Source organism: Rodentibacter ratti (genome assembly GCF_002000485.1).
GTDB lineage: Bacteria > Pseudomonadota > Gammaproteobacteria > Enterobacterales > Pasteurellaceae > Rodentibacter > Rodentibacter ratti.
Window position 1 is genome coordinate 123,162 of sequence record NZ_MLAJ01000004.1, and the last position, 26,492, is coordinate 149,653.

19 protein-coding genes are annotated in these 26,492 nt (G+C 42.9%); 13 read left to right on the forward strand and 6 right to left on the reverse strand.

Annotated features, from left to right (window positions below):
* Positions 1-196 precede the first annotated feature (196 nt).
* The 3 genes from rpoC (at position 197) to BKG94_RS04875 (ending at position 7,216) form a co-directional block, all read left to right on the forward strand.
* Entirely contained in the window at positions 197-4,465 is a 4,269-nt protein-coding gene (rpoC, locus tag BKG94_RS04865; RefSeq protein ID WP_077434777.1) for a DNA-directed RNA polymerase subunit beta', read from the forward strand.
* A gap of 176 nt (positions 4,466-4,641) precedes the next feature.
* On the forward strand, positions 4,642-5,580 hold the full coding sequence (gene tehA / locus BKG94_RS04870) for a dicarboxylate transporter/tellurite-resistance protein TehA (protein WP_077434779.1): 939 nt from the start codon (positions 4,642-4,644) through the stop codon (positions 5,578-5,580).
* Positions 5,581-5,764: 184 nt separating this feature from the next.
* A complete protein-coding gene (locus BKG94_RS04875; RefSeq protein WP_077434781.1) occupies positions 5,765-7,216 on the forward strand; it encodes an ATP-dependent nuclease in 1,452 nt (483 codons plus the stop codon).
* A 100-nt stretch (positions 7,217-7,316) separates the two neighbouring features.
* Here BKG94_RS04875 and pepD read toward each other — a convergent pair whose 3' ends face one another.
* On the reverse strand, positions 7,317-8,771 hold the full coding sequence (gene pepD / locus BKG94_RS04880; RefSeq protein ID WP_077434783.1) for a beta-Ala-His dipeptidase: 1,455 nt from the start codon (positions 8,769-8,771) through the stop codon (positions 7,317-7,319).
* Positions 8,772-8,871: 100 nt separating this feature from the next.
* On the opposite strand from pepD, the gene gpt reads away from it, so the two are divergent.
* The 10 genes from gpt to mscL all read left to right on the forward strand — a co-directional run bounded on the left by gpt (position 8,872) and on the right by mscL (position 20,537).
* Positions 8,872-9,339, forward strand: coding sequence for a xanthine phosphoribosyltransferase (gene gpt, locus BKG94_RS04885; RefSeq protein ID WP_018357239.1), 468 nt, complete (start codon positions 8,872-8,874; stop codon positions 9,337-9,339).
* A gap of 228 nt (positions 9,340-9,567) precedes the next feature.
* A complete protein-coding gene (locus BKG94_RS04890) occupies positions 9,568-10,368 on the forward strand; it encodes an ADP-ribosylglycohydrolase family protein (RefSeq protein WP_077434785.1) in 801 nt (266 codons plus the stop codon).
* Positions 10,362-11,141 carry an ADP-ribosylglycohydrolase family protein gene (locus BKG94_RS04895; RefSeq protein ID WP_077434787.1) on the forward strand — a complete coding sequence of 260 codons (780 nt, stop codon included), beginning with the start codon at positions 10,362-10,364 and terminating at the stop codon, positions 11,139-11,141. The genes BKG94_RS04890 and BKG94_RS04895 overlap by 7 nt, the downstream gene beginning before the upstream one ends.
* A 126-nt stretch (positions 11,142-11,267) precedes the next feature.
* Positions 11,268-14,744, forward strand: coding sequence for a DNA polymerase III subunit alpha (gene dnaE / locus BKG94_RS04900; protein ID WP_077434789.1), 3,477 nt, complete (start codon positions 11,268-11,270; stop codon positions 14,742-14,744).
* 91 nt (positions 14,745-14,835) lie between these two features.
* Positions 14,836-15,345 (forward strand): peptide deformylase, encoded by a 510-nt coding sequence (def, locus tag BKG94_RS04905; protein ID WP_077434791.1) that lies wholly within the window; start codon positions 14,836-14,838, stop codon positions 15,343-15,345.
* A 196-nt stretch (positions 15,346-15,541) separates the two neighbouring features.
* Complete coding sequence (gene fmt / locus BKG94_RS04910) at positions 15,542-16,498, forward strand: methionyl-tRNA formyltransferase (protein WP_077434793.1); 957 nt, start codon at positions 15,542-15,544, stop codon at positions 16,496-16,498.
* 44 nt (positions 16,499-16,542) lie between these two features.
* The gene (rsmB, locus tag BKG94_RS04915) at positions 16,543-17,880 is read left to right on the forward strand and encodes a 16S rRNA (cytosine(967)-C(5))-methyltransferase RsmB (protein WP_167377233.1); all 1,338 of its coding nucleotides are present in this window, start codon (positions 16,543-16,545) and stop codon (positions 17,878-17,880) included.
* A gap of 17 nt (positions 17,881-17,897) precedes the next feature.
* Positions 17,898-18,698, forward strand: coding sequence for a glycosyltransferase family 2 protein (locus BKG94_RS04920; RefSeq protein ID WP_077434797.1), 801 nt, complete (start codon positions 17,898-17,900; stop codon positions 18,696-18,698).
* 3 nt (positions 18,699-18,701) lie between these two features.
* Positions 18,702-20,078 carry a Trk system potassium transporter TrkA gene (trkA, locus tag BKG94_RS04925; protein ID WP_077434799.1) on the forward strand — a complete coding sequence of 459 codons (1,377 nt, stop codon included), beginning with the start codon at positions 18,702-18,704 and terminating at the stop codon, positions 20,076-20,078.
* A 69-nt stretch (positions 20,079-20,147) separates the two neighbouring features.
* Entirely contained in the window at positions 20,148-20,537 is a 390-nt protein-coding gene (gene mscL / locus BKG94_RS04930; RefSeq protein ID WP_077434801.1) for a large-conductance mechanosensitive channel protein MscL, read from the forward strand.
* 105 nt (positions 20,538-20,642) lie between these two features.
* Here mscL and oppF read toward each other — a convergent pair whose 3' ends face one another.
* The 5 genes from oppF to BKG94_RS04955 form a co-directional block, all read right to left on the reverse strand.
* Positions 20,643-21,635 carry a murein tripeptide/oligopeptide ABC transporter ATP binding protein OppF gene (gene oppF, locus BKG94_RS04935; RefSeq protein ID WP_077434803.1) on the reverse strand — a complete coding sequence of 331 codons (993 nt, stop codon included), beginning with the start codon at positions 21,633-21,635 and terminating at the stop codon, positions 20,643-20,645.
* Positions 21,632-22,633 (reverse strand): ABC transporter ATP-binding protein, encoded by a 1,002-nt coding sequence (gene oppD / locus BKG94_RS04940; protein WP_077434805.1) that lies wholly within the window; start codon positions 22,631-22,633, stop codon positions 21,632-21,634. The genes oppF and oppD overlap by 4 nt, the downstream gene beginning before the upstream one ends.
* Positions 22,634-22,642: 9 nt before the next feature.
* Positions 22,643-23,566: an oligopeptide ABC transporter permease OppC gene (gene oppC / locus BKG94_RS04945; protein WP_077434807.1), complete on the reverse strand. Its 924-nt coding sequence runs from the start codon at positions 23,564-23,566 to the stop codon at positions 22,643-22,645.
* Between the two features lie 9 nt (positions 23,567-23,575).
* Positions 23,576-24,496, reverse strand: coding sequence for an oligopeptide ABC transporter permease OppB (gene oppB / locus BKG94_RS04950; protein ID WP_077434809.1), 921 nt, complete (start codon positions 24,494-24,496; stop codon positions 23,576-23,578).
* Positions 24,497-24,613: 117 nt separating this feature from the next.
* Positions 24,614-26,251, reverse strand: a complete 1,638-nt coding sequence (locus BKG94_RS04955) for an ABC transporter substrate-binding protein (RefSeq protein ID WP_077434811.1) — start codon at positions 26,249-26,251, stop codon at positions 24,614-24,616.
* Positions 26,252-26,492: the final 241 nt, after the last annotated feature.

Genomic DNA, 26,492 nt, shown 5'->3' on the forward strand with positions numbered 1-26,492 from the left:
CCGTTTACGGGGGGAGCTGCCGAAGGCTGAGGGGGGAGAATTTTAGCCCCCTTCCGCCCTTCGGGCACCTTCCCCCGCAAAGCAGGGGAAGGCAAGATTTACAACAGCATAAAACTTGAAATCGCCGAAGTGCGGTCAAAATTCTCGCTAATTTTTAACCGCACTTTAAACCTTTAACTCCGACAGGAGAACATTTGTGAAAGACTTAGTTAAGTTTTTAAAAGCACAGTCAAAAACCAGTGAAGATTTTGATGTGATTAAAATTGGGTTAGCCTCACCGGATATGATCCGTTCTTGGTCATTTGGTGAAGTGAAAAAACCTGAAACCATTAACTACCGTACGTTCAAACCTGAACGTGATGGTCTTTTCTGTGCGCGTATCTTCGGGCCGGTAAAAGATTACGAATGTTTATGTGGTAAATATAAACGTTTAAAACACCGTGGTGTGATTTGTGAAAAATGTGGCGTTGAAGTGACGCAAACCAAAGTGCGTCGTGAACGTATGGGGCACATTGAATTAGCCTCACCGGTGGCACACATTTGGTTCTTAAAATCCCTCCCGTCCCGTATCGGTTTATTGTTAGATATGCCGTTACGTGATATTGAGCGTGTACTTTATTTTGAAATGTACATTGTGACCGAACCGGGTATGACGGATTTAGAACGCGGTCAATTATTAACGGAAGAACAATACCTTGAGGCAGAAGATCGTTGGCAAGATGAATTTGAAGCCAAAATGGGTGCGGAAGCGATCCAAGATCTGTTAAAAGGTATGGATCTTGAAGTGGAATGTGAAAAATTACGTGAGGAATTACAAGAAACCAATTCTGAAACCAAACGTAAGAAAATCACTAAACGCTTAAAATTGTTAGAAGCCTTTGTGCAATCCGGTAATAAACCGGAATGGATGGTAATGACCGTATTACCGGTACTTCCACCGGATTTACGTCCGTTAGTACCACTTGATGGTGGTCGTTTTGCTACCTCTGATTTGAACGATTTATACCGTCGTGTAATCAACCGTAACAATCGTTTAAAACGTTTATTGGATTTGATTGCGCCGGATATTATCGTGCGCAACGAAAAACGGATGTTACAAGAATCGGTCGATGCCTTATTAGATAACGGTCGCCGTGGTCGTGCGATTACCGGTTCTAATCGTCGTCCGTTAAAATCTTTAGCGGATATGATTAAAGGTAAACAAGGTCGTTTCCGTCAAAACTTATTAGGTAAACGTGTTGACTACTCCGGTCGTTCCGTTATTACCGTAGGGCCATACCTGCACCTACATCAATGCGGTTTACCGAAGAAAATGGCATTGGAATTATTCCGTCCGTTTATCTATGCGAAATTAGAAAGCCGTGGTTATGCGACAACGATCAAAGCGGCGAAGAAAATGGTTGAGCGTGAAGATGCCATTGTTTGGGATATTCTTGCGGAAGTGATTCGTGAACACCCGATTCTATTGAACCGTGCACCAACCCTTCACCGTCTAGGTATTCAAGCATTTGAGCCAATCTTAATTGAAGGTAAAGCGATTCAATTACACCCACTCGTTTGTGCGGCGTTTAACGCGGACTTCGACGGTGACCAAATGGCGGTTCACGTGCCATTAACCCTCGAAGCACAGTTAGAAGCCCGTGCGTTGATGATGTCAACCAACAACGTGCTTTCACCGGCGAACGGTGAGCCGATTATCGTGCCATCACAAGACGTGGTGTTGGGTCTTTACTATATGACCCGTGAAAAAGTAAACGGTAAAGGCGAAGGCATGTTATTGCAAGATCCGCGCGAGGCTGAAAAGGCTTATCGTACCGGTCAGGCAGAATTACATTCTCGTGTAAAAGTGCGTATTACCGAATACGTGAAAAATGATGCGAATGAGTTTGAAACGAAAATTACGCTCACCGATACGACGATTGGCCGTGCAATTTTATGGATGATCGCACCAAAAGGTATGCCATACGCATTGTTTAATCAAACATTAGGCAAAAAAGCGATTTCTAAATTAATTAATGAAGCATATCGCCGTTTAGGTTTAAAAGAAGCGGTGATGTTTGCTGACCAAATTATGTACACCGGTTTTGCTTATGCTGCCCGTTCCGGTTCATCAGTGGGTATTGATGATATGGTTATTCCGGAGAAGAAATACGAAATTATTTCTGCAGCGGAAGACGAAGTGGCGGAAATCCAAGAGCAATTCCAATCCGGTCTTGTGACGGCAGGTGAGCGTTACAATAAAGTGATCGATATTTGGGCTGCGGCGAACGAGCGTGTTGCAAAAGCAATGATGGAAAATCTTTCTACGGAAGAAGTGCTCAATCGTGAAGGTAAACTTGAAAAACAAGCCTCCTTTAACAGTATCTTTATGATGGCGGATTCCGGTGCGCGTGGTTCTGCAGCACAGATTCGTCAGCTAGCCGGTATGCGTGGTTTGATGGCTCGTCCGGATGGTTCGATCATTGAAACGCCAATTACTGCAAACTTCCGTGAAGGGTTGAACGTACTTCAGTACTTTATTTCAACCCACGGTGCACGTAAAGGTTTGGCGGATACTGCGTTGAAAACAGCGAACTCCGGTTATTTGACCCGCCGTTTAGTTGATGTGGCACAAGACTTAGTGATCATTGAAGACGATTGTGGCACGCATGAAGGCTTAGTGATGACCCCATTAATTGAGGGGGGCGATGAAAAAGTTCCACTTCGTGAGTTAGTGTTAGGTCGTGTAGCGGCAGAAGACATTTATAAACCGGGTACGGACGAAGTCTTAATTGCACGTAATACATTATTAGATGAAAAACTCTGTGATGTGCTAGACGCAAATTCGGTGGATAGTGTGAAAGTACGCTCTGTCGTAACCTGTGATACTGATTATGGTGTGTGTGCGAAATGTTACGGTCGTGACTTAGCACGTGGTCACTTAATCAATCAAGGGGAAGCGGTAGGTGTTATTGCTGCGCAATCTATCGGTGAGCCGGGAACACAGTTAACCATGCGTACGTTCCATATCGGTGGTGCGGCATCTGCGGCAGCAAAAGAGTCAAGCGTACAGGCGAAAAATACCGGTACATTACATTTAGCCAATGCGAAATTTGTAACTAATGACGAAGGTAAATTAGTTTTAACCTCCCGTAATACAGAATTGACTATTACTGATGCATTTGGTCGTACTAAAGAACACTATAAAGTGCCTTACGGTGCGGTATTAAGTAAAGGTGATGGTCAAGAAGTCACTGCGGGTGAAACCGTGGCGAACTGGGATCCGCATACCATGCCGGTTGTGTCTGAAGTGGCAGGTTTCGTGAAATTCGTAGATATCGTGGACGGTTTAACCGTAACACGTCAAACCGATGAATTGACCGGTTTATCCTCTATTGTGGTACAAGATGTGGGTGAACGTGCAACCGCAGGTAAAGATTTACGTCCAACCATCAAATTAGTTGATGCAAACGGTAATGACGTATTCTTACCGGAAACCGATGTTATTGCACAATACTTCCTACCAGGTAAAGCTATCGTGAGCTTAGACGATGGCGCAGCGGTGAAAGTCGGTGAACCATTGGCGCGTATTCCGCAAGAATCGGTGGGAACCAAAGATATTACCGGTGGTCTTCCACGGGTTGCAGACTTATTTGAAGCCCGCAAACCAAAAGAGCCGGCGATCTTGGCAGAAATTTCAGGTATCGTTTCCTTCGGTAAAGAAACCAAAGGTAAACGCCGCTTGCTAATTACACCGGCAGAGGGCGAAGTGTACGAAGAAATGATTCCAAAATGGCGTCAGCTCAACGTATTTGAAGGTGAAATGGTACAACGTGGTGACGTGATTTCTGATGGTGCGGAAACACCACATGATATTTTACGTTTACGTGGCGTACGTGCGGTGACCGAATATATTGTCAATGAAGTGCAAGATGTTTACCGCTTACAAGGGGTAAAAATCAATGATAAGCACATTGAAGTCATCGTTCGCCAAATGTTGCGTAAAGCGGTGATTACTAAGGCTTACGACTCTGAATTCCTTGAAGGGGAACAAGTGGAAGTGGCTCGTGTGAAAATCGTCAACCGTAAACGTGAAGCAGAAGGCAAACCGTTGGTTGAGTTTGAGCGCGAATTATTAGGTATTACCAAAGCCTCTCTTGCAACGGAATCCTTCATTTCAGCTGCATCGTTCCAAGAAACCACACGTGTGCTTACCGAAGCGGCTGTGGCAGGTAAACGTGACGAATTACGTGGCTTGAAAGAAAACGTGATCGTGGGTCGTTTAATCCCGGCGGGTACAGGTTTTGCGTATCACCAAAATCGCATTAAAAACCGCCAAAAAGCAGCGGAATTAGCGGTGGAAGCAATTGAAGAACCAATTTCTACTTTTGCAACCGATGCGGATATCGAAGCGGAATTTGAATTTATCGCAGATGATGCAACGCAAAGCCTAGCGGCATTATTAAATTCCGAAATGGAAGAGTAATTTTGCAATATAGATAAAAAAGCCCCGAAAGGGGCTTTTTTGTTGACCATTATAGGAGCAATGACTTGGCGATGAGAATTCAAAGTGCGGTCATTTTTTCAAGAGTTTGAAATTTTTGGGAAAGTCCTACCATTTATTGTTAGACTTACGCAAAGATTTTTTATAAGGATAATTAAATGACTACAACAAAACCTTTTCCTCTGCCCACCGGCTATTTTGGTATCCCTCTAGGATTATCGGCACTCTCTTTGGCATGGTGGCATTTGGCGGATTTCTTCCCTTGGGCGCAAACGACTAGTGATGTGATCGGCATTACGGCAATGATCGTTTGGTTAGCCTTTATTGCTATGTATGGGTATAAATTGCGTTATTATTTCCACGAAGTGAAGGAAGAATATCGCTGCCCTGTTCGCTTTTCTTTTCTTGCATTGATTCCTATCACAACTATGTTAGTCGGCGATATTGCCTATCGTTGGAATCCTATGATAGCGGAAGTGATGATTTGGCTCGGAGCCATCGGGCAGTTACTATTTTCTTCTTTTAGAATGAGTGAACTCTGGAAAGGCGGTGTTTTTGAGCAAAAATCAACACGCCCACCCTTTTATTTACCCTCTGTCGCCGCAAATTTCACCAGTGCAAGTTCACTCGCTTTATTAGGCTATCATGATCTTGGCTATTTATTTTTCGGTGCCGGTTTCCTCGCGTGGATGATGTTTGAACCGGTATTGCTCCAACATTTACGCATTTCTTCCTTAGAACCGCCTTTTCGTGCCACCATGGGGATTATTCTCGCCCCGGCATTTGTCTGCGCTTCCGCTTATCTCGCCGTCAATCAAGGCGAAGTCGATACTTTCGCCAAAATCCTATGCGGCTATGGTTTTTTGCAAATGTTCTTTCTATTGAGAATTTTCCCTTGGATTATTGAGAAAGGCTTAAACATCGGTTTATGGGCTTTCTCATTCGGCTTAGCCTCCATGGCAAATAGCGCCGTTGTTTTTTATCATAATCAGATACTATCCGGCATCGCAATGTTTGCCTTTATTTTCTCTAACCTTATGATAGTATTGCTTGTATTGATGACGTTGTGGAAGTTGGTGAAGGGGGGGGTAAAGTAAAAGAATGTCTTCTCCTCTTTTGTAAGCTATGTGGCAAAGCGGAATTTGAATTTATCGCTGATGATGCAACACAAAATCTTGCGGTATTATTAAGTTCCAAAATGGAAGGTTGATTTTGGAAAATAGGTTAAAAAAAAGCCCTGAAAGGGAGTAGTATCTAAATAAATTTCTAAGAGGGTAAAATATGAATGATAAGTGTAATAATTTTTTAGATAAAATGAGTATTACAAAGCTTAAAAATATTCATAATCTAGAATTATCATTTAATAGGGAAAAGAATATTACAGCTATATTTGGTCCTAATGGATGTGGTAAGTCCACTGTATTACACGCTTTGGCTTGTGTATATCAAAAGAAAAAAGATGACCCTAGAAGACCGAACAAAGGTGAAGAGTATCGATTTTCTGACTTTTTTATTCCAACCAATTTTGGTGCTTGGGATGGTAGTAAGCTTGAAATTACATATGATTCAGTAAAAAACAGAACTTATGAAAAAAAGAAAAGTAGATGGACTCGATATGAAGATAGACCAAGAAGAGAAGTTTATTTTGTGGGAATTGACATATGTGTTCCAAAAATAGAGAGAGAGAAGAAAAAAAGTAGAATTACAATAAGTAAAGACAGTACGGATACTTTAAAGGGCAAGATTGTAAAAGATATTAATTTTGTGATGAATAGAGTATATGATGAGTTATCTGACTGTAATGATAAAAAATATAAGCTAGCAAAAGTTGGCGATATGTATTATCCAAGCCTTTTTATGGGGGCTGGAGAAAGTAAGATTATTGAATTAGTAACATTGTTACATACAGCTGGGGAAGGTTCCCTAGTATTGATTGATGAGTTAGATTTGACATTACATACATCTGCACTTTTAAAAATGTTAGATATAATGATAAAAATATCTAAGGACAAAAATTTACAGATAATATTCACATCTCATAGAGATGATGTATTAAATAATATTGAAATTAAATCGCAAATAGATGTGAAACATATTTTTAATTCACCACAGGGTAAAACGGAATGTTTTGATGGTACAACTAATAAATGTATAGCACAACTTACAGGTGAATACCCAAAGAGTGGGGTCATATATGTAGAAGATATTGTATCAGAAGAGATTGTGAAAGAGTTTCTCAGAAGAAATAAATTAGTGAGAGAATATGATATTACTAGATTTGGTGCAGTAGATAATGCATTTACTATAGCATGTGGTTTGTATTTATCATCAAAAGAGTTGTTTGATAAATCATTTTTTGTACTTGATGGTGATAAATATATAACTAAAGAAGAAAAATTAGAACAAATAAATAAAAAATATTCTGGGACTGAGTGTGGGATAGAAGAAAAAAAAGAAGAGATATTAAGTCATTTTATGCAGTATGAATCATCTACTGGGGGGGGAATTATGCCACCTGAGAAATTTATTCATTCTACGATTCTTAAATCAGGAGACCCCGACTCAGAAACCTATCAGAGATTATCGGAGATTTGCGGAGTTTCTGATACTCACCAGTACTTGCCTACTGATTACCCTTTACATTATATAGTAGGTGATTTCAGTCGTGTTAGCGATATTTGGGATAGATATACAAAGGGATTAAATATTCTTTTAGAGGTCCCTCCAAAATAGGTGGATATCGTTATTGTTTTCAAATTTTCTAGAAATAAAAGCAAGGTAGGTTTCTAAAAATTTTTAAAAACCTACCACTCTTTACTTAGATATTTAGGTTTTAATTCGATATATCCCCTCCCAACACTCTCACCAACACCTCCCAATAAGTCTGTACCGCTGAAATCTGCACTTTCTCATCCGGTGAATGGGCATTGCGAATAGTTGGACCTAAAGACACTATATCAATATGCGGATAATGCTCTTTGAGTAGACCACATTCAAGACCGGCGTGGATCACTTTGATTTCGGGGTCTTTGCCTAATACCTCGGTATAATGTTTTTTCGTTAGGTTGAGAATGGCGGAGTCGTTCACCGGTTTCCAGCCCGGGTAAGGGGCGGAGAATTCGGTTTTCGCACCGGCTAAAGTGGCAACGGAGCTCAATAATTCCGTCACATAAGCCTTACCGCTTTCAATCAATGAACGCACTAAAATCGTGCCTTTTACTTTGCCGCCTTCGGTTTTTAACACGCCGATACTAAGCGAGCTTTCCACCACATTTTTAATCACATCACTGTTGCGGATCACGCCGTTTGGCAAGGCATTGAGCAAGTGAATCACGGTTTGTGTGCTTTGTTCGGTGAATACGGTTTCGGCTTTGTCTGTTGGTTCAATAAAAAGGGTTAAATTCGGTTCGGCAATCGACAATTCTTCTTTGAGTAAAACTTCAAGATTTTTGACCGCACTTTCAAGGGTATTTAGATCGCCATTGAATGCCAGCACCGCTGCCGCTTCACGAGGAATCGCATTACGAATAGAACCGCCACGAATTTCTGCTAAAGCAAAGTGCGGTTGGTTTTGCACAAGTTTTGCTAATACACGGGCTAACACTTTAATGGCGTTGGCTCTGCCTGTGTGAATATCACAACCGGAATGACCGCCACGCAGGCCTTTTAAAGCGAGTTGAACGCAATGCTCGAACGCATTGTTTTCTCGTTCTATCGGTAGTTCTAAATTGGCATTAATGCCACCGGCGCAACCAATGTAAATTTCGCCGATTTCTTCCGTATCCGTATTAATGAGAATGTCTGATTGCAACCAGTTACGGCGAAGATTTAATGCACCGTCCATACCGGTTTCTTCCGTCATGGTGAGCAACACTTCAAGAGGCGGATGCGCCACATCATCGCTTTCCAACACCGCAAGGGCAGAGGCTAAACCAATTCCGTTGTCAGCACCCAATGTGGTGCCTTGGGCTTTCACCCAGTCTCCGTCAATATAAGGGCGAATCGGATCTTGGGTGAAATCGTGTGGATTGCCCTCATTGGCTTGCGGCACCATATCCAAGTGGGCTTGCAATGCCACTGGTGCGCGGTTCTCCATTCCGGCGGTTGCCGGTTTACGAATCAGTACATTGCCGGCTTCATCACGTTCCACAAAAAATTGTTTTTCTTTCGCCCAGTTCACAATGAAATTTGCCAATTCATCCTCATGATGAGAGGGATGGGGGATGGCACAAATTTGATCAAACCATTTCCATAATAATTGTGGTTGTAGGGTGGTAATTTCAGACATATTCGCTCCTTTTTACGAAAAATTTCACGAAATAATAGCATAAAACCTTGTTTCAGGTTATCCTTACGCAATTTTTATTTATTGATACTAAGGTGTAATTATGAGCGAAAAATATGTTGTGACTTGGGATATGTTCCAAATGCACGCCCGCAAATTATCAGAACGTTTACTTCCCGCTTCCCAATGGAAAGGTATTATTGCGGTGAGCCGTGGCGGTTTATTTCCGGCCGCTGTGCTATCGCGTGAACTAAATATTCGCCATGTAGAAACCGTTTGTATCGCTAGCTATCACGATCATAAAAATCAAGGTGAACTGCAAGTGTTACACGCCGCAGAAGTGCCAAACGGTGGGGAAGGCTTTATTGTGGTGGATGATTTGGTGGATACCGGCAACACTGCTCGTGCAATTCGTGAAATGTATCCTAATGCAAAATTTGTTACCGTTTTCGCCAAACCGGCAGGCGCAGAATTAGTAGATGATTATGTGATCGACATCCCACAAAATACTTGGATTGAACAACCTTGGGATTTAGGTTTAATGTTTGTTCCACCTCTCGCAAGAAAATAAGATCATTAATGTTATAAAAGTGCGGTGAAATTCACCGCACTTTTTGTTTATTGAGCATCGCTAGAAAAATCCCATCAATATTACCCCTTACAGCAAAGTCCATTCTCCTTTTTTGCCATATCATCGTAATTATTTTTTGCTGCGACACAACCTGTCACGACAATCTATTGCATGGGCATTATACTTAGTTTCGCTTATTACAGCACAATCTATTGATAAGGAGTAATTATGTTAGGTGCAATTATTGGTGATGTTGTGGGTTCTCGTTTTGAGTTTAGAAATTACCGTGCAACGGATTTTGAGTTTATGACTTCAGCGTCTCAGTTTACTGATGATTCGGTCTGCACGGTTGCCGTGGCGGATTGGATCAATCAGGGGGCAAAAGAAAATCTTGTTGAGATTATGCGCTACTGGTGTCAGAGGTATTCAAATGCAGGCTATGGCGGAATGTTTGATAAATGGATCAATACAAAAGTTACGCCAGAACCTTACAACAGCTGGGGAAATGGTTCGGCAATGCGTGTTTCACCGGTGGGCTGGGCATTTGAAACTCTTGAAGAAACCCTTGAGTATGCCAAACGCTCGGCTGAAATCACGCACAATCACCCCGAAGGCATTAAAGGGGCACAAGCCACCGCTGCGGCGATTTTTTTAGCCCGTACGACGAAAGATAAAGGAAAAATCAAAAGCTATATTGAAGAAACTTTTGGTTACGATTTATCACAAACCTGTGATGAAATCCGTCCGACATATAAGTTTAACGAAAGCTGCCAAGGCACTGTTCCTCAAGCGATAATCGCATTTTTAGAAAGTGATAATTTTGAACACGCTATTCGCCTTGCCGTCTCCCTTGGAGGCGATAGTGATACTCTTGCGGCGATAACGGGCTCGATTGCTGAAGCTTTCTATGGTGAGATTCCGGTGGAAATTACAAATCAGGTTATCCAAAAACTACCCTTTGAATTTTTACCCGTTTTGGCTCAGCTACAATGTAGTACAGCATTATTCATTAAGGAAGCATTATGTTAGGTGCGATTGTTGGTGATTTTATCGGATCACGTTTTGAGTTTAATAATTACCGTGCAACAGATTTTAAATTGATTGTTCCTAAATGCCGTTTTACTGATGATACGGTCTGCACTGTTGCGGTGGCAGATTGGCTAAATCAGGGGGCAAAAGAAAATCTTGTTGAAATTATGCGCTACTGGGGATTTCGTTATTACAATGCAGGCTATGGCGGAATGTTTTACCGTTGGTTAAATCCGACTATTGAACCTGAGCCATACAATAGTTGGGGCAATGGTTCGGCAATGCGGGTATCGCCGGTGGGGTGGCTCTTTGGTAGCCTCGAAGAAACCCTTGAGTATGCTAAACGCTCGGCTGAAATCACGCACAATCATCCCGAAGGTATTAAAGGGGCACAGGCTACAGCCACCGCGATCTTTTTAGCTCGAACTACAAAAGATAAAACAAAAATTAAAGCGTATATTGAAGAGAGTTTTGGGTATAACTTATCACAAACCTGCGATGAAATTCGTCCTGAGTATAAGTTTGATGTGAGCTGTCAGGGATCTGTTCCGCAAGCAATTGTCGCCTTTTTAGAAAGCCAAAGTTTTGAAAATGCTATCCGTTTAGCCGTTTCTCTTGGAGGAGACAGTGATACCATTGCGGCGATTACAGGCTCAATTTCGGAGGCTTTTTATGGTGAAATTCCGGCTGATATTGTGGCTCAAGTGGTATCGCAGTTGCCGGAAGAATTTTTAGCGATTTTGGCGCAGCACCAAAAATTACGTAGAGCCTGATATTCTTCTGACAATAAAGGGGCAAAAATTTATTCCTACGCCCCTTATTTTCCCTTCCCCCTAAATTTTCGTATAATACCCGCCCATAAAATTCATTCAAATCAACCGCACTTTCAAGGATTTTCAATGGCACAACCCCGTTTCGTTCACCTTCGCACACACAGTGATTTTTCGATGATTGATGGTATCGCCAAAGTGAAACCTTTGGTGAAAACCTGTGCGGCGAATAATATGGTGGCGATGGCACTGACGGATTTTACTAATTTCTGTGGTGTCGTGCGGTTTTATGGTGAGGCGCTGTCTGCCGGCATTAAACCGATTATTGGGGCGGATGTGCGGGTGCGCAGTGAGCTATGCGGCGATGAATTATTTGATCTGACCTTGTTGGCGAAAAATAATATGGGCTATAAAAACATCACACTGCTCTTGTCGAAGGCTTATCAACGGGGTTATGACGACCTGCCTTATATCGATCAAGATTGGTTAGTCGAACACCGTGAAGGGGTGATTATTTTATCCGGCGGTACTAAAGGCGACGTGGGGAAAAAATTGCTGAAAGAAAATGCCGCTGAAACGCAAAGTGCGGTCAATTTTTATCAAGAATTTTTTCCTGATCATTTTTATTTAGCATTAACACGAACCGGCAAGCCCGATGAAGAACGCTATATTAAAGCCGCCTGTGCCTTAGCCGAAGCACAAAATCTCCCTCTTGTGGCGACTAATGATGTGGTCTTTTTAAAATCCGATGATGCGGAAGCCCATGAAATTCGGGTTGCCATTCACGATGGCTATACCTTAGATGATCCGAAACGCCCTAAACTTTACACGTCCCAACAGTATTTCCGCACGGAAGAGGAAATGTGCGCCTTATTCGCCGATATTCCTTCCGCCCTTGAAAACACCTTATTAATTGCACAGCGTTGTAGTGTGACATTGCGTCTTGGGCAATATTTCTTACCGCAATTCCCAACGGGGGAACTGAGTACGGAAGACTATTTGGTGATGAAATCGAAAGAGGGCTTAGAAGAACGCTTAGCATTTTTGTTTCCAGATGAAAAAGTACGGTCAGAAAGACGTGCAGAATATGATGAGCGCTTGCAAGTTGAACTCGATGTGATTAACCAAATGGGCTTCCCCGGTTATTTTTTGATCGTGATGGAATTTATTCAATGGTCGAAAGATAATGACATTCCCGTGGGGCCGGGACGGGGTTCAGGTGCGGGATCACTGGTGGCCTATGCGTTAAAAATTACCGATCTCGACCCACTGGAATTCGATTTGCTTTTCGAGCGTTTCCTCAACCCTGAACGTGTGTCTATGCCCGATTTTGATGTGGATTTCTGTATGGACGGACGAGATCGGGTGATCGAGCATGTGGCGGAAACCTACGGACGTGGTGCAGTGTCGCAAATTATTACCTTCGGTACAATGGCGGCAAAAGCGGTTATCCGTGATGTGGGGCGGGTATTGGGTCATCCTTATGGTTTTGTGGATCGCATTTCTAAATTGATTCCCCCCGACCCGGGTATGACTCTCGCCAAAGCCTTTGAAGCCGAGCCGCAATTACAGGTTGCCTATGACAGTGATGAGGAAGTGCAAGCGCTGATTGATATGGCGCGCAAGTTAGAAGGGGTCACCCGAAATGCCGGTAAACACGCCGGCGGCGTGGTGATTTCCCCCACACTGATTACCGATTTCTCGCCCCTTTATTGTGACAGCGAGGGGCTTCATCCCGTGACCCATTTTGATAAAAATGATGTGGAATATGCCGGTTTAGTCAAATTTGACTTTTTGGGGTTACGTACCCTCACCATCATCAAATGGGCGTTGGATATGGTGAATGCCCGTATGGCGAGAGAAGGCAAACCTATGGTGGATATTGCCTCCATTCCATTGGATGATGCGGAATCTTTTGAATTGCTCAAACGGGCTGAAACCACTGCGGTGTTCCAGTTGGAATCCCGTGGTATGAAAGATTTGATTAAACGCCTACAACCGGACTGTTTTGAAGATATTATCGCGTTGGTGGCATTGTTCCGCCCCGGCCCTCTACAATCAGGCATGGTGGATAACTTTATCGACCGTAAACACGGCCGTGAAGAAGTCTCTTATCCTGACGCCAATTATCAGCACGAAAGCCTGAAACCGATTTTAGAACCTACCTACGGCATCATTTTGTATCAAGAGCAAGTGATGCAAATTGCACAGGTGCTTGCCGGTTATACGCTCGGTGGCGCAGATTTATTACGCCGTGCGATGGGTAAGAAAAAACCGGAAGAAATGGCAAAACAACGTTCCGTGTTTGAGGCGGGAGCGATTAAAAACGGCGTTGACGGCGAACTTTCTATGAAGATTTTCGACTTGGTGGAAAAATTCGCCGGTTACGGCTTTAATAAATCCCACTCGGCAGCCTACGCCTTGGTTTCTTATCAAACCCTCTGGTTGAAAACCCATTTCCCAGCGGAATTTATGGCGGCGGTGATGACATCGGAAATGGACAATACGGATAAAATTGTCGGCTTGTACGATGAATGTTTGCGTATGGGATTAAAAGTTACCCCACCGGATATTAACGTGGGGAAACATCATTTCAGTGTGAATGAAAACGGTGAAATTGTGTACGGTATCGGGGCGATCAAAGGCGTGGGGGAAGGCCCGATTGAGGCATTAATTACGGCACGTAATGAAGGGGGATTTTTTAAAGATTTATTTGATCTCTGCGCTCGTGTGGATTTGAAAAAAATCAATCGCCGTACCTTTGAAAGCCTGATTATGTCCGGTGCGTTTGATAAACTTGGGCCACATCGTGCGGCACTGTCTAAAAATTTGGAAGATGCCCTCAAAGCCTCCGATCAACATGCTAAAGACGAAGCCATGGGGCAATCGGATATGTTTGGTGTGTTGACTGAAACCTATGAAGAAGTGGAAAACGCCTATGCCAATACCCCACCTTACACGGAAAAACAAATTTTAGACGGCGAACGGGAAACCTTAGGGCTTTATTTAAGTAGCCACCCCGTTAGCCGTTATTTGAAAGAACTTTCTCATTACAGTTCAACCCGTTTAAAAGAACTGACCCCAAACCGCCGTGGTCAAATCAGTACTGCGGCCGGATTAATTGTATCATCACGCATTGCCATCACAAAAAAAGGTAATCGATTGGGCGTGGCGACATTGGACGACAGATCCGGACGTTTGGATATTACCTTGTTCGGTGAAAGCCTTGAGCAGTTTGGCGAAAAACTGCAAAAAGACACGGTAGTCGTAGTTTCAGGACAAGTGAGTACCGATGATTTTTCCGGCGGTCTGAAAATGACGGTACGTGATATGATGACCTTGGACGAAGCCCGTTCCCGTTATGCAAAATCCCTTGCCATTAGCTTGTCGGATGAGCAAATCACGCCAATGTTTATTAAGCAACTAAAACAAATGCTTGAACCGGTGAGCGGCGGAACCTTACCGATTAATGTGTATTATCAAAGTCCAAAAGGCAGAGCGCTGCTACGTCTTGGCGTGCAGTGGTCGATTACCCCTACCGATGAAGTTTTGACGGAATTAGCCAATATGCTGGGCGAAAGTGCGGTTGAGTTGGAGTTTGGATAATAGCGTTTTACCAATCACCCAAATTAAGGACAGGAAAACCTTCCTGTGCTACAATTATGCAACAAATTACAGTTTAAAAATAAGAGAAATTATGACCGCACTTAATGTATTAATTTATCCTGACGAACATTTAAAAGTTGTTTGTGAGCCTGTTACTGAAGTTAACGATGACATTCGCAAAATTGTCGATGATATGTTCGATACCATGTATCAACAGGAGGGTATTGGTTTAGCCGCACCGCAAGTGGATATTTTACAACGTATCATCACCATTGATATTGAAGGCGATAAACAAAATCAACTGGTATTAATTAATCCGGAAATTTTGGCATCAGAAGGCGAAACCGGTATTGAAGAAGGCTGTTTGTCGATTCCCGGTGTGCGTGCGCTGGTGCCTCGGAAAGAAAAAGTGACGGTAAAGGCACTGGATCGTGATGGGAAAGAATTTACCTTAAATGCAGACGGTTTACTTGCCATTTGTATTCAGCATGAAATTGATCACCTTAACGGCATTTTGTTTGTGGATTATCTTTCACCGCTCAAACGTCAACGTATTAAAGAAAAATTAGTCAAATATAAAAAACAGATGGCAAAACAATAACCGATATTATGTGGTCAATGTACAAACAGGGATTTCAACGAAATATATTGAAATTTGATTTTATAACGGACACACGCAGTGTGTCCCTACCCTTGTGCAACAGAGACATAATCACGAAAAGTGCGGTTAATTTTGACCGCATTTTATTTTCTCTCCCGTACTATCGGGAACATTATTCAACATAACGTAGAACATGATGAAACCACTCAATATTATTTTCGCAGGTACGCCCGATTTTGCGGCACAGCATTTACAGGCTTTACTCCATTCCCAACATAACGTGATGGCGGTTTATACGCAGCCTGATAAACCGGCGGGGCGTGGTAAAAAATTACAGGCTAGCCCCGTGAAACAGCTTGCCGAACAACATAATATCCCTGTTTATCAACCTAAATCCTTACGCAATGTGGAGGCGCAAGCAGAATTACAAGCGTTGAATGCCGATGTGATGGTGGTTGTCGCTTATGGCTTAATTCTCCCCAAAGCGGTTTTAGAAGCGCCACGTTTGGGCTGTTTGAACGTGCATGGTTCTATTTTGCCCCGTTGGCGTGGTGCCGCCCCTATTCAGCGTGCGATTTGGGCGGGAGATGGACAAACAGGCGTCACCATTATGCAAATGGATGAAGGCTTAGATACCGGTGATATGCTACACAAAGTCTATTGTGATATTTTGCCTACAGAAACCTCAGCCAGTCTTTATGATAAATTGGCTGACTTAGCACCACCGGCACTCATTGAGGTGCTTGATCAACTGGAAAGTGGAAAATTTATCGCCGAGAAACAAGAGGATAGCCAAAGCAATTACGCGGACAAACTTTCCAAAGAGGAAGCCAAATTGGATTGGTCGCTTTCGAGCGCACAACTTGAACGGAATATTCGAGCCTTTAACCCTTGGCCGATGGCTTATTTCAGCACGGAAGATAAAGAAGGGAATTTACAAACCTTAAAAGTGCATCAAGCGGAAGTGCTCCCCCATCAAAATAAACCGGCGGGAACGATTTTACGAGCGGATAAAACCGGCATTCAAATTGCCACGGCTGACGGTGTGCTAAATATTCTGCAACTGCAACCGGCAGGTAAAAAGCCCATGTCGGTGCAAGATTTGCTCAATGGGCGAGCGGATTGGTTTCCAGAAGGTAAGGTGTTAGCCTAATGAAAAACAAGCCTTCACAGCCTAAAGCGGCGAACAATAAACCAATGAAAAAAACAGCGAAAAAATCCACCGCACTTTCCTCCCGAGCGGTGGCGGCACAGGTGATTCTACAAGTGCTTGATGAGGGAAAATCTCTTTCGAGCTTAATTCCCGATGTGCAATCCACCCTAAAAGCACAAGATTTACCGCTCCTCCAAGAAATTTGTTTTGGCGTGTGTCGTGTGCTGCCTCGTTTGGAACAGATTATCCAACGCCTTGTGGATAAACCGCTCAAAGGCAAAACTCGGATCGTGCATTGTTTATTGTTGGTCGGGCTGTATCAATTACTTTATATGCGTATCCCGACCCACGCTGCCGTGGATGAAGTGGTGAATGCCACAAAAGCGTTAAAATCAGACAGTTTCCGTGGGTTAGTCAATGGCGTGCTACGCCGTTTTTTGCGTGAACAAGAAAGCATTTTGGCGCAAGTGGATAAACATTGGCAAACCTTACATCCTGAATGGTTTGTCAACAAGTTGAAAAAGGCTTATCCGAATTGGCGTGACATCATTAATGCGAATAATCAAAAACCGCCGATGTGGCTGAGGGTTAATGCACAAAAAAATAGCCTAGAAAATTACCGCACTTTATTGGCGGAATCGGGCATTTTGGCAGAAACCAGCTCTCATTCTCAGGCGTTACGTTTGGCTTCACCAACGCCGGTACAAAAATTACCTCATTTTTCGGAAGGTGCGGTAACGGTACAGGATTTGAGCGCACAATGGGCAGCTATTTTGTTAGAACCCCAAAATGGCGAATGGATTTTAGATGCCTGTGCGGCACCCGGGGGGAAAACCACCCATATTTTGGAAATCGCGCCACAAGCGAATGTGATTGCATTGGATGTGGAAACCCATCGTTTGAAACGCGTGGAAGAAAATCTGGCACGTTTAAATCAGCAGGCGACAGTGGTTTGTGGTGATGCCACTCAACCCGATGAATGGTTGGCTGAAATCGGAAAAAGTGCGGTGCAATTTGACCGTATTTTATTAGATGCACCCTGTTCCGCCACCGGTGTGATCCGTCGTCATCCCGATATAAAATGGCTACGCCAAGAAACGGATATTACACAACTGACCGCATTACAAAAAAATATTTTGCAAGCCCTTTGGGCAAAATTGAAACCGAACGGTATTTTACTGTATGCCACCTGCTCTGTATTACCGGAAGAAAATGATGAGCAAATTCGCCGTTTTTTATCAGAACATTCAAATGCGGAATTATTACCGCTCCCTTTTGAAGAGGCGGTGAATGATGATAAAAGTGCGGTTGGTTTTCAGTTTATTCCGCAAGAAAAGGGCGGAGATGGTTTCTATTACGCCAAGTTGCGTAAACGTGCCTAATTTAAAAGAGGATAATCATGTTTCCTAACATTGATGTAATCATTCCTTGCTATAACGCAGAAAAAACCTTAACACGAGCGGTGGAATCGGTTTTAAATCAACCCTGTTTGGGACAAATTTGGTTGATTGATGATGCCTCTACGGATAATACTCTAGCTCTGGCACAGGAATGGGCGGCAAGTTATCCTCAGCGTATTTTTGTGGAAAAAATGCCAACCAATAGCGGGGTGGCCAAAGCACGAAATTGGGGTGCGTTACAATCCACAAATGAGTTGATCGCTTTTTTAGATGCTGACGATGCCTATGAACCAGGTGCATTGGAAGTAGCAGCGGCAACCTTTCATTTTCAACCGGACACCTCCGTGGTACGTTTAGCGTTAAAACCCGTAGGGCTAGTAAGCCGTTATGCGAAACATCCCAATTTTGATTTTGCTTGGCAGCATATGCGAATGACTTGTGGGGGAAATGTCGTGTTCCGCCGCGCTTTTTTCCTAGCCTGTGGCGGTTTTCCTCAAGATGCACTATTCCGTGAATTGGGCGGTGAAGACGGTGCTTTAGGGATTGCCACCACAAGAATAGGCAAAGTGGCAACATTATTCGATGAGGTTGGCGTGTTACATTATTGCCGAGAGGGAATGCACGCCGAGCGATTATTAGATGCGATTTTGTTTCAACAAGCCGCTGAAGGGGTGACAGAAGAAAAAATGGCTCAAGCAAATGCGGTAACCGATGAAATTTGTCGTCAAATGGAAGCCTTAAAGTGCGGTCTAAATTCAGCGCAAATTGGTATTCGTCCTCTCATCTTAACAAGGAGTTAATGCGTGAAAATTATGATTCTTGGAGCCGGACAAGTCGGCACGACATTAGCGGAAAATCTGGTGAGTGAAGATAATGATATTACCCTAGTGGATAATGAATCAACACGGCTTCAGGCTTTACAGGACAAGCATGATTTAAGAGTAGTTCAAGGTTCACCCTCCTCGCCTAAAGTATTGCGTGATGCCGGTGCCGCGGATGCGGATTTAATGGTAGCAGTGACCTCATCGGATGAAATCAATATGGTGGCGTGCCAAATGGGGTACACATTGTTTAACACACCAACCCGTATTGCGCGTATTCGTAATTCGGAATATTTACGGGAAAAAGAAAAACTGTTCAATGATGAAAATGTGCCGATCAACCATTTAATTTCACCGGAAAATTTGGTTACAGATGAAATTACCCGTCTCATCGCTTATCCCGGTGCATTACAAGTGGCACACTTTGCCAAGAATCGTATCAGTGTCGTGGTAGTAAAAGCTTATTATGGTGGGGCATTGGTCGGGCATGCTTTGTCGGCTTTCAAAGAGCATATGCCGCATATTGAATTTCGTATTGTCTCGATTTTACGTAGTGACAAAACCATTCGTCCTCAAGGTTCGACAATTATTGAAGCCGGTGATGAAATTACCTTTATTTGTGCGACAGAGCATATTAAAGCGGTGATGAGTGAATTACAACGCCTTGAAAAGCCTTATAAACGGGTAATGATTGTTGGCGGAGGGAATATTGCCGCCGGTGTGGCAAAACAATTGGAAGAACATTGCACGGTAAAATTAATTGAGCGTAATGCGGAACGGGCGCAAGCCTTAGCGGAAAAATTAGCGAAAACCCTAGTTTTTCACGGCGATGCTTCCGATCAAAATTTGTTGTTTGAAGAGCATATTGAGAATGTCGATGTATTTCTATCATTAAGTAGCGATGATGAAGCCAATATTATGTCGGCACTATTGGCAAAACGTTTAGGGGCGAAAAAAGCTATGGTGTTGATTCAGCGTATGGCATATATCAGCCTAATTCAGGGCGGTACTATTGATATTGCGGTTTCTCCGCAACAAGCGACAATTTCCGCTTTGTTGGGTTATGTGCGTAAAGGTGATGTAAAAAATGTAGCAAGCTTACATCACGGTGTTTCTGAAGCGATCGAAATTGTGGCTCATGGTGATTTGAATACTTCCAATATTGTAGGAAAAACTATTCGTAATATTCGCTTGCCTGTCGGTTGCATTATCGGCGCGATTTTACGTAATAATGAAGTGATTATCGGACATAAAAATGTTGAGATTCAGGACGGCGATCATATCATCGTGTATTTAGGCGATAAGAAAGCGGTTTCTGAAATAGAAAAATTATTCCAACCAAGTTCATTCTTTATCTAAAGGGTTTACTTTTTAAGCAAAGAACATATAATACGCCCCGTTTTTAACTATAAGCAAAAGGAAAAATTTATGAGTTTTGTAAAGGAATTTCGCGAATTCGCAATGCGCGGTAATGTTGTTGATATGGCTGTCGGTGTTATCATCGGTGGTGCGTTTGGTAAAATTGTAAGTTCACTTGTTGGTGATGTGGTGATGCCTGTATTGGGTATTTTAACCGGTGGGGTGGATTTTAAAGATTTAAAATTTATTTTAGAACCGGCAAAAGGTGATATTCCGGCAGTAACCTTAAACTACGGTATGTTTATTCAAAATGTCTTTGATTTCGTGATTATTGCATTTGCAATTTTCTTGATGGTGAAAGGCATCAACAAATTGAAAAAACCGGCTGAAGCCGCACCTGCAGAACCTTCAAACGAAGAAAAATTACTTACTGAAATTCGTGATTTGTTGAAAAAGTAATTCATTTTAGAACAGAGTAAAAAAGTTGGCTTATGCCAACTTTTTTATTTTCTATGTTAGGGTTAAATTCAATTAAAAAGTGATCGTTTTTCTACCGCACTTTTATCACTGGGTTTTCAAGCACGCCACAAAATGGGTGCCGTTGTCGGTATCAAAGGATGGTTTTTGTAAACGGCAATTTTCATCTGCCAAAGGGCATCTGGTACGAAATACACAGCCGGACGGTGGATTGATAGGGGAAGGGAGATCCCCTTCTAAAAGCTGGATGTTTTTATTTCGTTCCAATTTAGGATCAGGAATCGGCACGGCAGACATCAGGGCTTTAGTGTAAGGATGTTTGGTATGGTTATACACCTCATCATCGCTCCCTAATTCCATGGCATTGCCCAAATACATCACCAACACTCGGTCGGAAATATGTTTCACTACGGCAAGATCGTGAGCAATAAAAATCAGCGATAATCCCATTTCTTCTTGTAATGATTTCAACAAGTTCACCACTTGGGCTTGAATGGACACATCCAGCGCAGAAACCGGCTCATCACAAATAATCATCTTAGGCTCAATAATCAGCGCACGTGCAATACCGATGCGTTGGCATTGTCCCCCGGAAAATTCGTGGGGATAGCGGTTAATCAAATTGGGCAATAAGCCCACTTTTAACATCATCGCCTGCACCTTTTCTTTCACTTGCTCTGCGTTTAAGTGAGGTTGATAAATTTTGAGCGGCTCTGCAATAATTTCACCGATATTCATTCGGGGATTGAGGGAGGCAAGGGGATCTTGGAAGATCATCTGAATATCTTTGCGTGTTTCACGCCATTGTTTAGGGGATTGCTTGCGTAAATCTTTACCCAACCAAATAATTTCCCCTTCGTTCGCCTCCACTAAACCAATAATGGCACGGGCAAGGGTGGATTTTCCACAGCCCGATTCGCCCACCACGCCTAAAGTCTCGCCGGCATAGAGCTGAAAAGAGACATTTTTCACCGCTTTTAACGTTTGCGGTTTAGCAAAGAAGAGGGCTTTATCATTTTTGATTTTGAAGGATACGCCCAGATTTTTGACCTCGAGTAACAAATTTTTCGCTTTCATCATAAGGTTCTTCCTCCAAATTGTTCCGCCGGAATCCAACAATTTCGCAAATGTCCTTGAGAAAGTGCGGTCAATTTTGGTGCGGTTTTACATTGTTCACCGGCATAATGACAACGAGGTGAAAACGGACAGCCTGCCGGTAAATGGAGCAGGTTAGGCGGGTTTCCCGGTATGGTGACGAGGTTGTCATTTTTACCGTCCAGACGAGGAATCGCCTCCATCAATCCAAGGGAATAAGGGTGAGTCGGATGATAGAAAATTTGTTCTGCCGTGCCATATTCCATAGTGCGGCCGGCATACATCACCAGCACTTGATCGCAAATACCTGCCACCACACCCAGATCGTGGGTGATCATAATAATCGCTGTGTTAAATTCCTGTTTGAGTTCGTTCAATAAGGTCATAATTTGTGCTTGAACCGTCACATCAAGGGCAGTGGTGGGTTCATCGGCAATGAGCAATTTCGGCCGACAAAGCAATGCCATCGCAATCATCACACGTTGCCGCATACCGCCGGAAAATTCGTGTGGGTACATTCCCATGCGTTTTTTTGCCTCGGGCATTTTCACCGCATCCAACATTTTCACCGATTCGTTAAATGCCGTTTGTTTGTCGTAACCTTTGTGCAACATCAACACTTCCATCAATTGCTCACCAATTTTCATATAGGGATTTAATGATGTCATGGGATCTTGGAAAATCATGGCGATTTGTTCCGCTCGGATTTTATTCAGTTGTGCCGTGGGTAAATTGACTAATTGCGTGCCGTTAAATATGGCGGAGCCGGAAACCTTACCATTGGCTGCAAGCAAGCCCATTAAAGCAAAAGCGGTTTGGGATTTACCGGAACCGGATTCGCCCACAATGCCTAATGTTTGTCCTGCATCCAAAGTGAAATTAAGATCATTTACCGCCGTAACAATGCCATCGGGGGTATGGAAATTGACGTAGAGGTTTTGCACCTCTAATAAGTGCGGTTGATTTTGCTGTTGTTTTTCCATAAACCTCTCCTAGCGATCTTTCGGGTCGAGGGCATCACGTAAGCCATCACCGATAAAGTTAAAACAAAATAGGGTTAAACAGAGGAAGAAAGCCGGAAAAATTAAAAGCCAAGGAGCTACTTCCATTTGGGCTGCGCCATCACTTAATAAAGCGCCCCAACTGCTCATGGGTTCTTGAGTGCCTAGCCCTAAGAAACTCAAAAAGGATTCAAATAGGATCAATCCCGGTACTTCTAGGGAGGCATAGACCGCCACTAAACCTAAAACATTGGGAATGATATGTTTGAGAATGATTTGACGACGTGGTACACCGCACACGATAGCCGCTTCCACAAATTCCTTGTTTTTGAGGCTGAGGGTTTGCCCCCGTACAATTCGAGCCAAACCTAACCAGGCAATCGCGCCAATGGCAACGAAGATCAACAAAATATTTTGTCCGAAAAGGGTGACGAGTAAGATCACGAAAAACATAAAAGGGAATGAGCTGAGAATTTCTAAAAAACGCATCATCACCATGTCCACTTTTCCGCCAAAATAGCCGGAAATTGCCCCATAAATTGTGCCGATGAGCACAGAAATGAATGCACCGGCAATGCCGACCATCAGGGAAATCCTACCCCCAATCGCCACCCGAACGAGCAAATCACGGCCGGAGGAATCTGTGCCAAAGAAGTGTAGCCCCTCTGTGGTTGGGGCGGCACTCATCATATTCCAATCCGTATCTTCATAAGTGAAGGGAAAAAAGAAAGGGGCAAAGGTAATAAACAACACAATCAGCAGTAATAAAATTAAACTGACGACAGCCGCTTTATTGCGGAAGAAACGGCGTTTTGCATCTTGCCAAAGGCTACGCCCTTCAAGTTGCATTTCATCTATTCGTTCAGCAAGCTGTTCGACAAATTCGGTGTTTTTTTGATTAATCGGCTGGGTCATTGCACACTCCTAATAACGAATTTTCGGGTCAATGACGGCATATAAAATATCCACAATCATATTAAATAAAATGGTGAGTGAGCCCACCAGAATGGTTAAACTCAACACTAAAGAATAGTCACGATTTAATGCACCATTTACAAATAATTTCCCCATACCAGGTAAGCCGAATACACTTTCAATGACCATAGATCCGGTGATAATGCCCACGAAGGCCGGGCCGAGATAGGTGATGACAGGCAAAAGTGCCGGGCGAAGGGCGTGTTTTAAAATAATTCGGCGGGTAGAAAGCCCTTTGGCTTTGGCGGTGCGGATAAAATTGGAATGAAGCACTTCAATCATTGAGCCTCGCATAATCCGTGCAATGCCTGCTACATAGCCAATGGTGAGTGAAGCAACCGGTAAAATTAAATAGGGTAAAGCCCCTTCGTTCCAACCACCTGCCGGCAACCAACCCAGCCAAATGGCAAAAAATAACACAAGGAGTGGGGCGAAGACAAAACTCGGCATAATCACACCAGTCATCGACATACTCATCAAAATGTAATCCCATCGGCTATTTTGCTTTAATGCCGCAAGAGTGCCGGCAGAAATACCGAGAGTGAGCGCAAACAAAAAAGCAATGCTACCCAGTTTGAGCGAAACTGGGAATGCGGCACCGATTAAATCGTTTACGGACTGATCTTTATATTTAAAGGAAGGGCCAAAATCACCTTTGGAAAGATTTTCTAAATACAACAGATATTGTTTGTGCAGCGGTTCATTGAGGTGATATTTTGCTTCAATATTTGCCATCACTTCTGGCGGGTAGGCGCGTTCGGAAGTGAAAGGGCTACCCGGTGCCAAACGCATCAGAAAAAAAGAAAAGGTAATTAAAATAAACAAGGTGGGAATTGCTTCCAACACGCGTTTAAGAATAAATTTGAACATGATTACTCCAACCCCAAAATATCACGGCGATATTTTCTTTCCTTGTTTATAAGGCAAGGATTTTATAAAAATAAAAGTGCGGTTAAAAAACAGATGTTTTTCCAACCGCACTTTTTATTAATGTTTAATGATATAAAGATTGCGCAAGAAAATTTGGTCTTGTGGATCTTTAGCGGTATAACCGCCCACGTAAGGTTTCACTAAGCGAGGATTAACATAGTTAAATACCGGGACGATAGCAAAATCTTGCGCTAAAATGGCTTCCGCTTTGGCATAGGCTTCCGCACGCCCTTTTGCGTCAGTGGCGAGATAGGATTCCGCCATTGCCTTGTCATATTCCGCACTGGCATATTTTGCCGTGTTGTTACTGGAGGTGGACAAGAAATAGTTACCGAAAGTGGTGGCTTGGTTGTAATCCGCATTCCAACCGGCACGCGCCACATCGTAACGACCCGCTCGACGGCTATCAATATAAGTTTTCCATTCTTGGTTTTCTAATTTTACATCAATTAAGCCTTTTGTATTGGCTTTCCACATAGAGGCAGCAGCGATTGCCACTTTTTTGTGGTTTTCATTGGTGTTGTAAAGAATGGTGAATTTTAACGGATTGGATTTGCTAAACCCTGCCTCTTCCAATAATTTAATGGCTTCTTCATTACGTTTTGCCATTGGTTCTTGGGAATAAGCCGGTTGCTGAATCAGTTCCCCTTCCGCAATATAAGTTGGCGTGAAAACATAAGTCGGCGTTTGACCTTGCGCCATCACTTTATCGGTAATCACATTACGATCAAGGGCATAGTTTAAGGCTTGGCGTACGCGTTTATCATTGAAAGGCGCTTTCATATTGTTGATTTCATAAGTATAGGTCGCCAAAGTACGGGCAGTGAATACTTGATCAGACAATTCTTTTTTCAACTTGGCGAATTGCTCGGGTGGGAGTGCATAGCTGGTAATATCTAAATCACCGGCACGATAACGTGAAACATCGGTACTCGGATTTTCAATGGCTAAGAAAGTGGCCGTATTTATTACCGTTTCTTTATCATTCCAATAAAGTGGGTTACGTTCAAATTCAATTTTTTCGTTGATCACATGATCTTTGAGTTTATAAGCTCCATTGGTTACAATGTTTTCTTTTTTTACCCAAGCATCACCAAATTTTTCAATGATCTTTTGTGGTACAGGGAGTAAAGATTGGTGAGAGGTTAAACCGACGGCATAAGGCACGGGATTAGAGGAATAAACTACAAAAGTGTGATCGTCTTTGGCTTCTACGCCTAATTCTTCCGGTTTTTTCTTACCGTCAATAATATCTTGTGCATTCACTACTTGCATATAATCTAAGAAGCTGGCGTAAGGTGACGCGGTGTTAGGGTTGACTAAGCGACGCCAAGAATAGACAAAATCTTGTGCAGTAATAGGATCACCGTTTGACCATTTGGCGTCTTTGCGAAGATGGAATGTCCAGGTTTTATAATCCGGCGAGCTTTCCCAACTTTCTGCCACACCCGGCACTAATTCACCATCTGAATTGGTGCTCACTAGGCCTTCAAATAATTGATAAGCCACTTGTGATTCTGGTACGCCTTCAGTTTTATGCGGATCGAAACTTTGTGGTTCCGCACCGTTATTAATCACGATATGTTGTACCGGTGCAAGTTCCGTTCCGCTTGGCACTTGTGCCGCATAAAGGCTGCCAGAAAGAGCGAGGGCGAGAGAAGAAAAAATAAATTTACTCAGTACTTTGCGTTGCATAGATACTCCTTTTTTGAACTATTATGTTGAAATTATCATTATTAAACTTATTAAGTTCATTGGTTTATCTCAAATGTTTAAATTTGTAAAGGCTTTCTTTCTCAACAAGAGTGATATTGATCACAGTTTTGATAAAAAGCAAGAAACCCTTCTTTTTTTAGCAAAAGCTATTCGATCTATTACGATTTCTCACTATCACTTCAAATTCAATTTATGTTATCGTAACGCCCATCAATCAAAA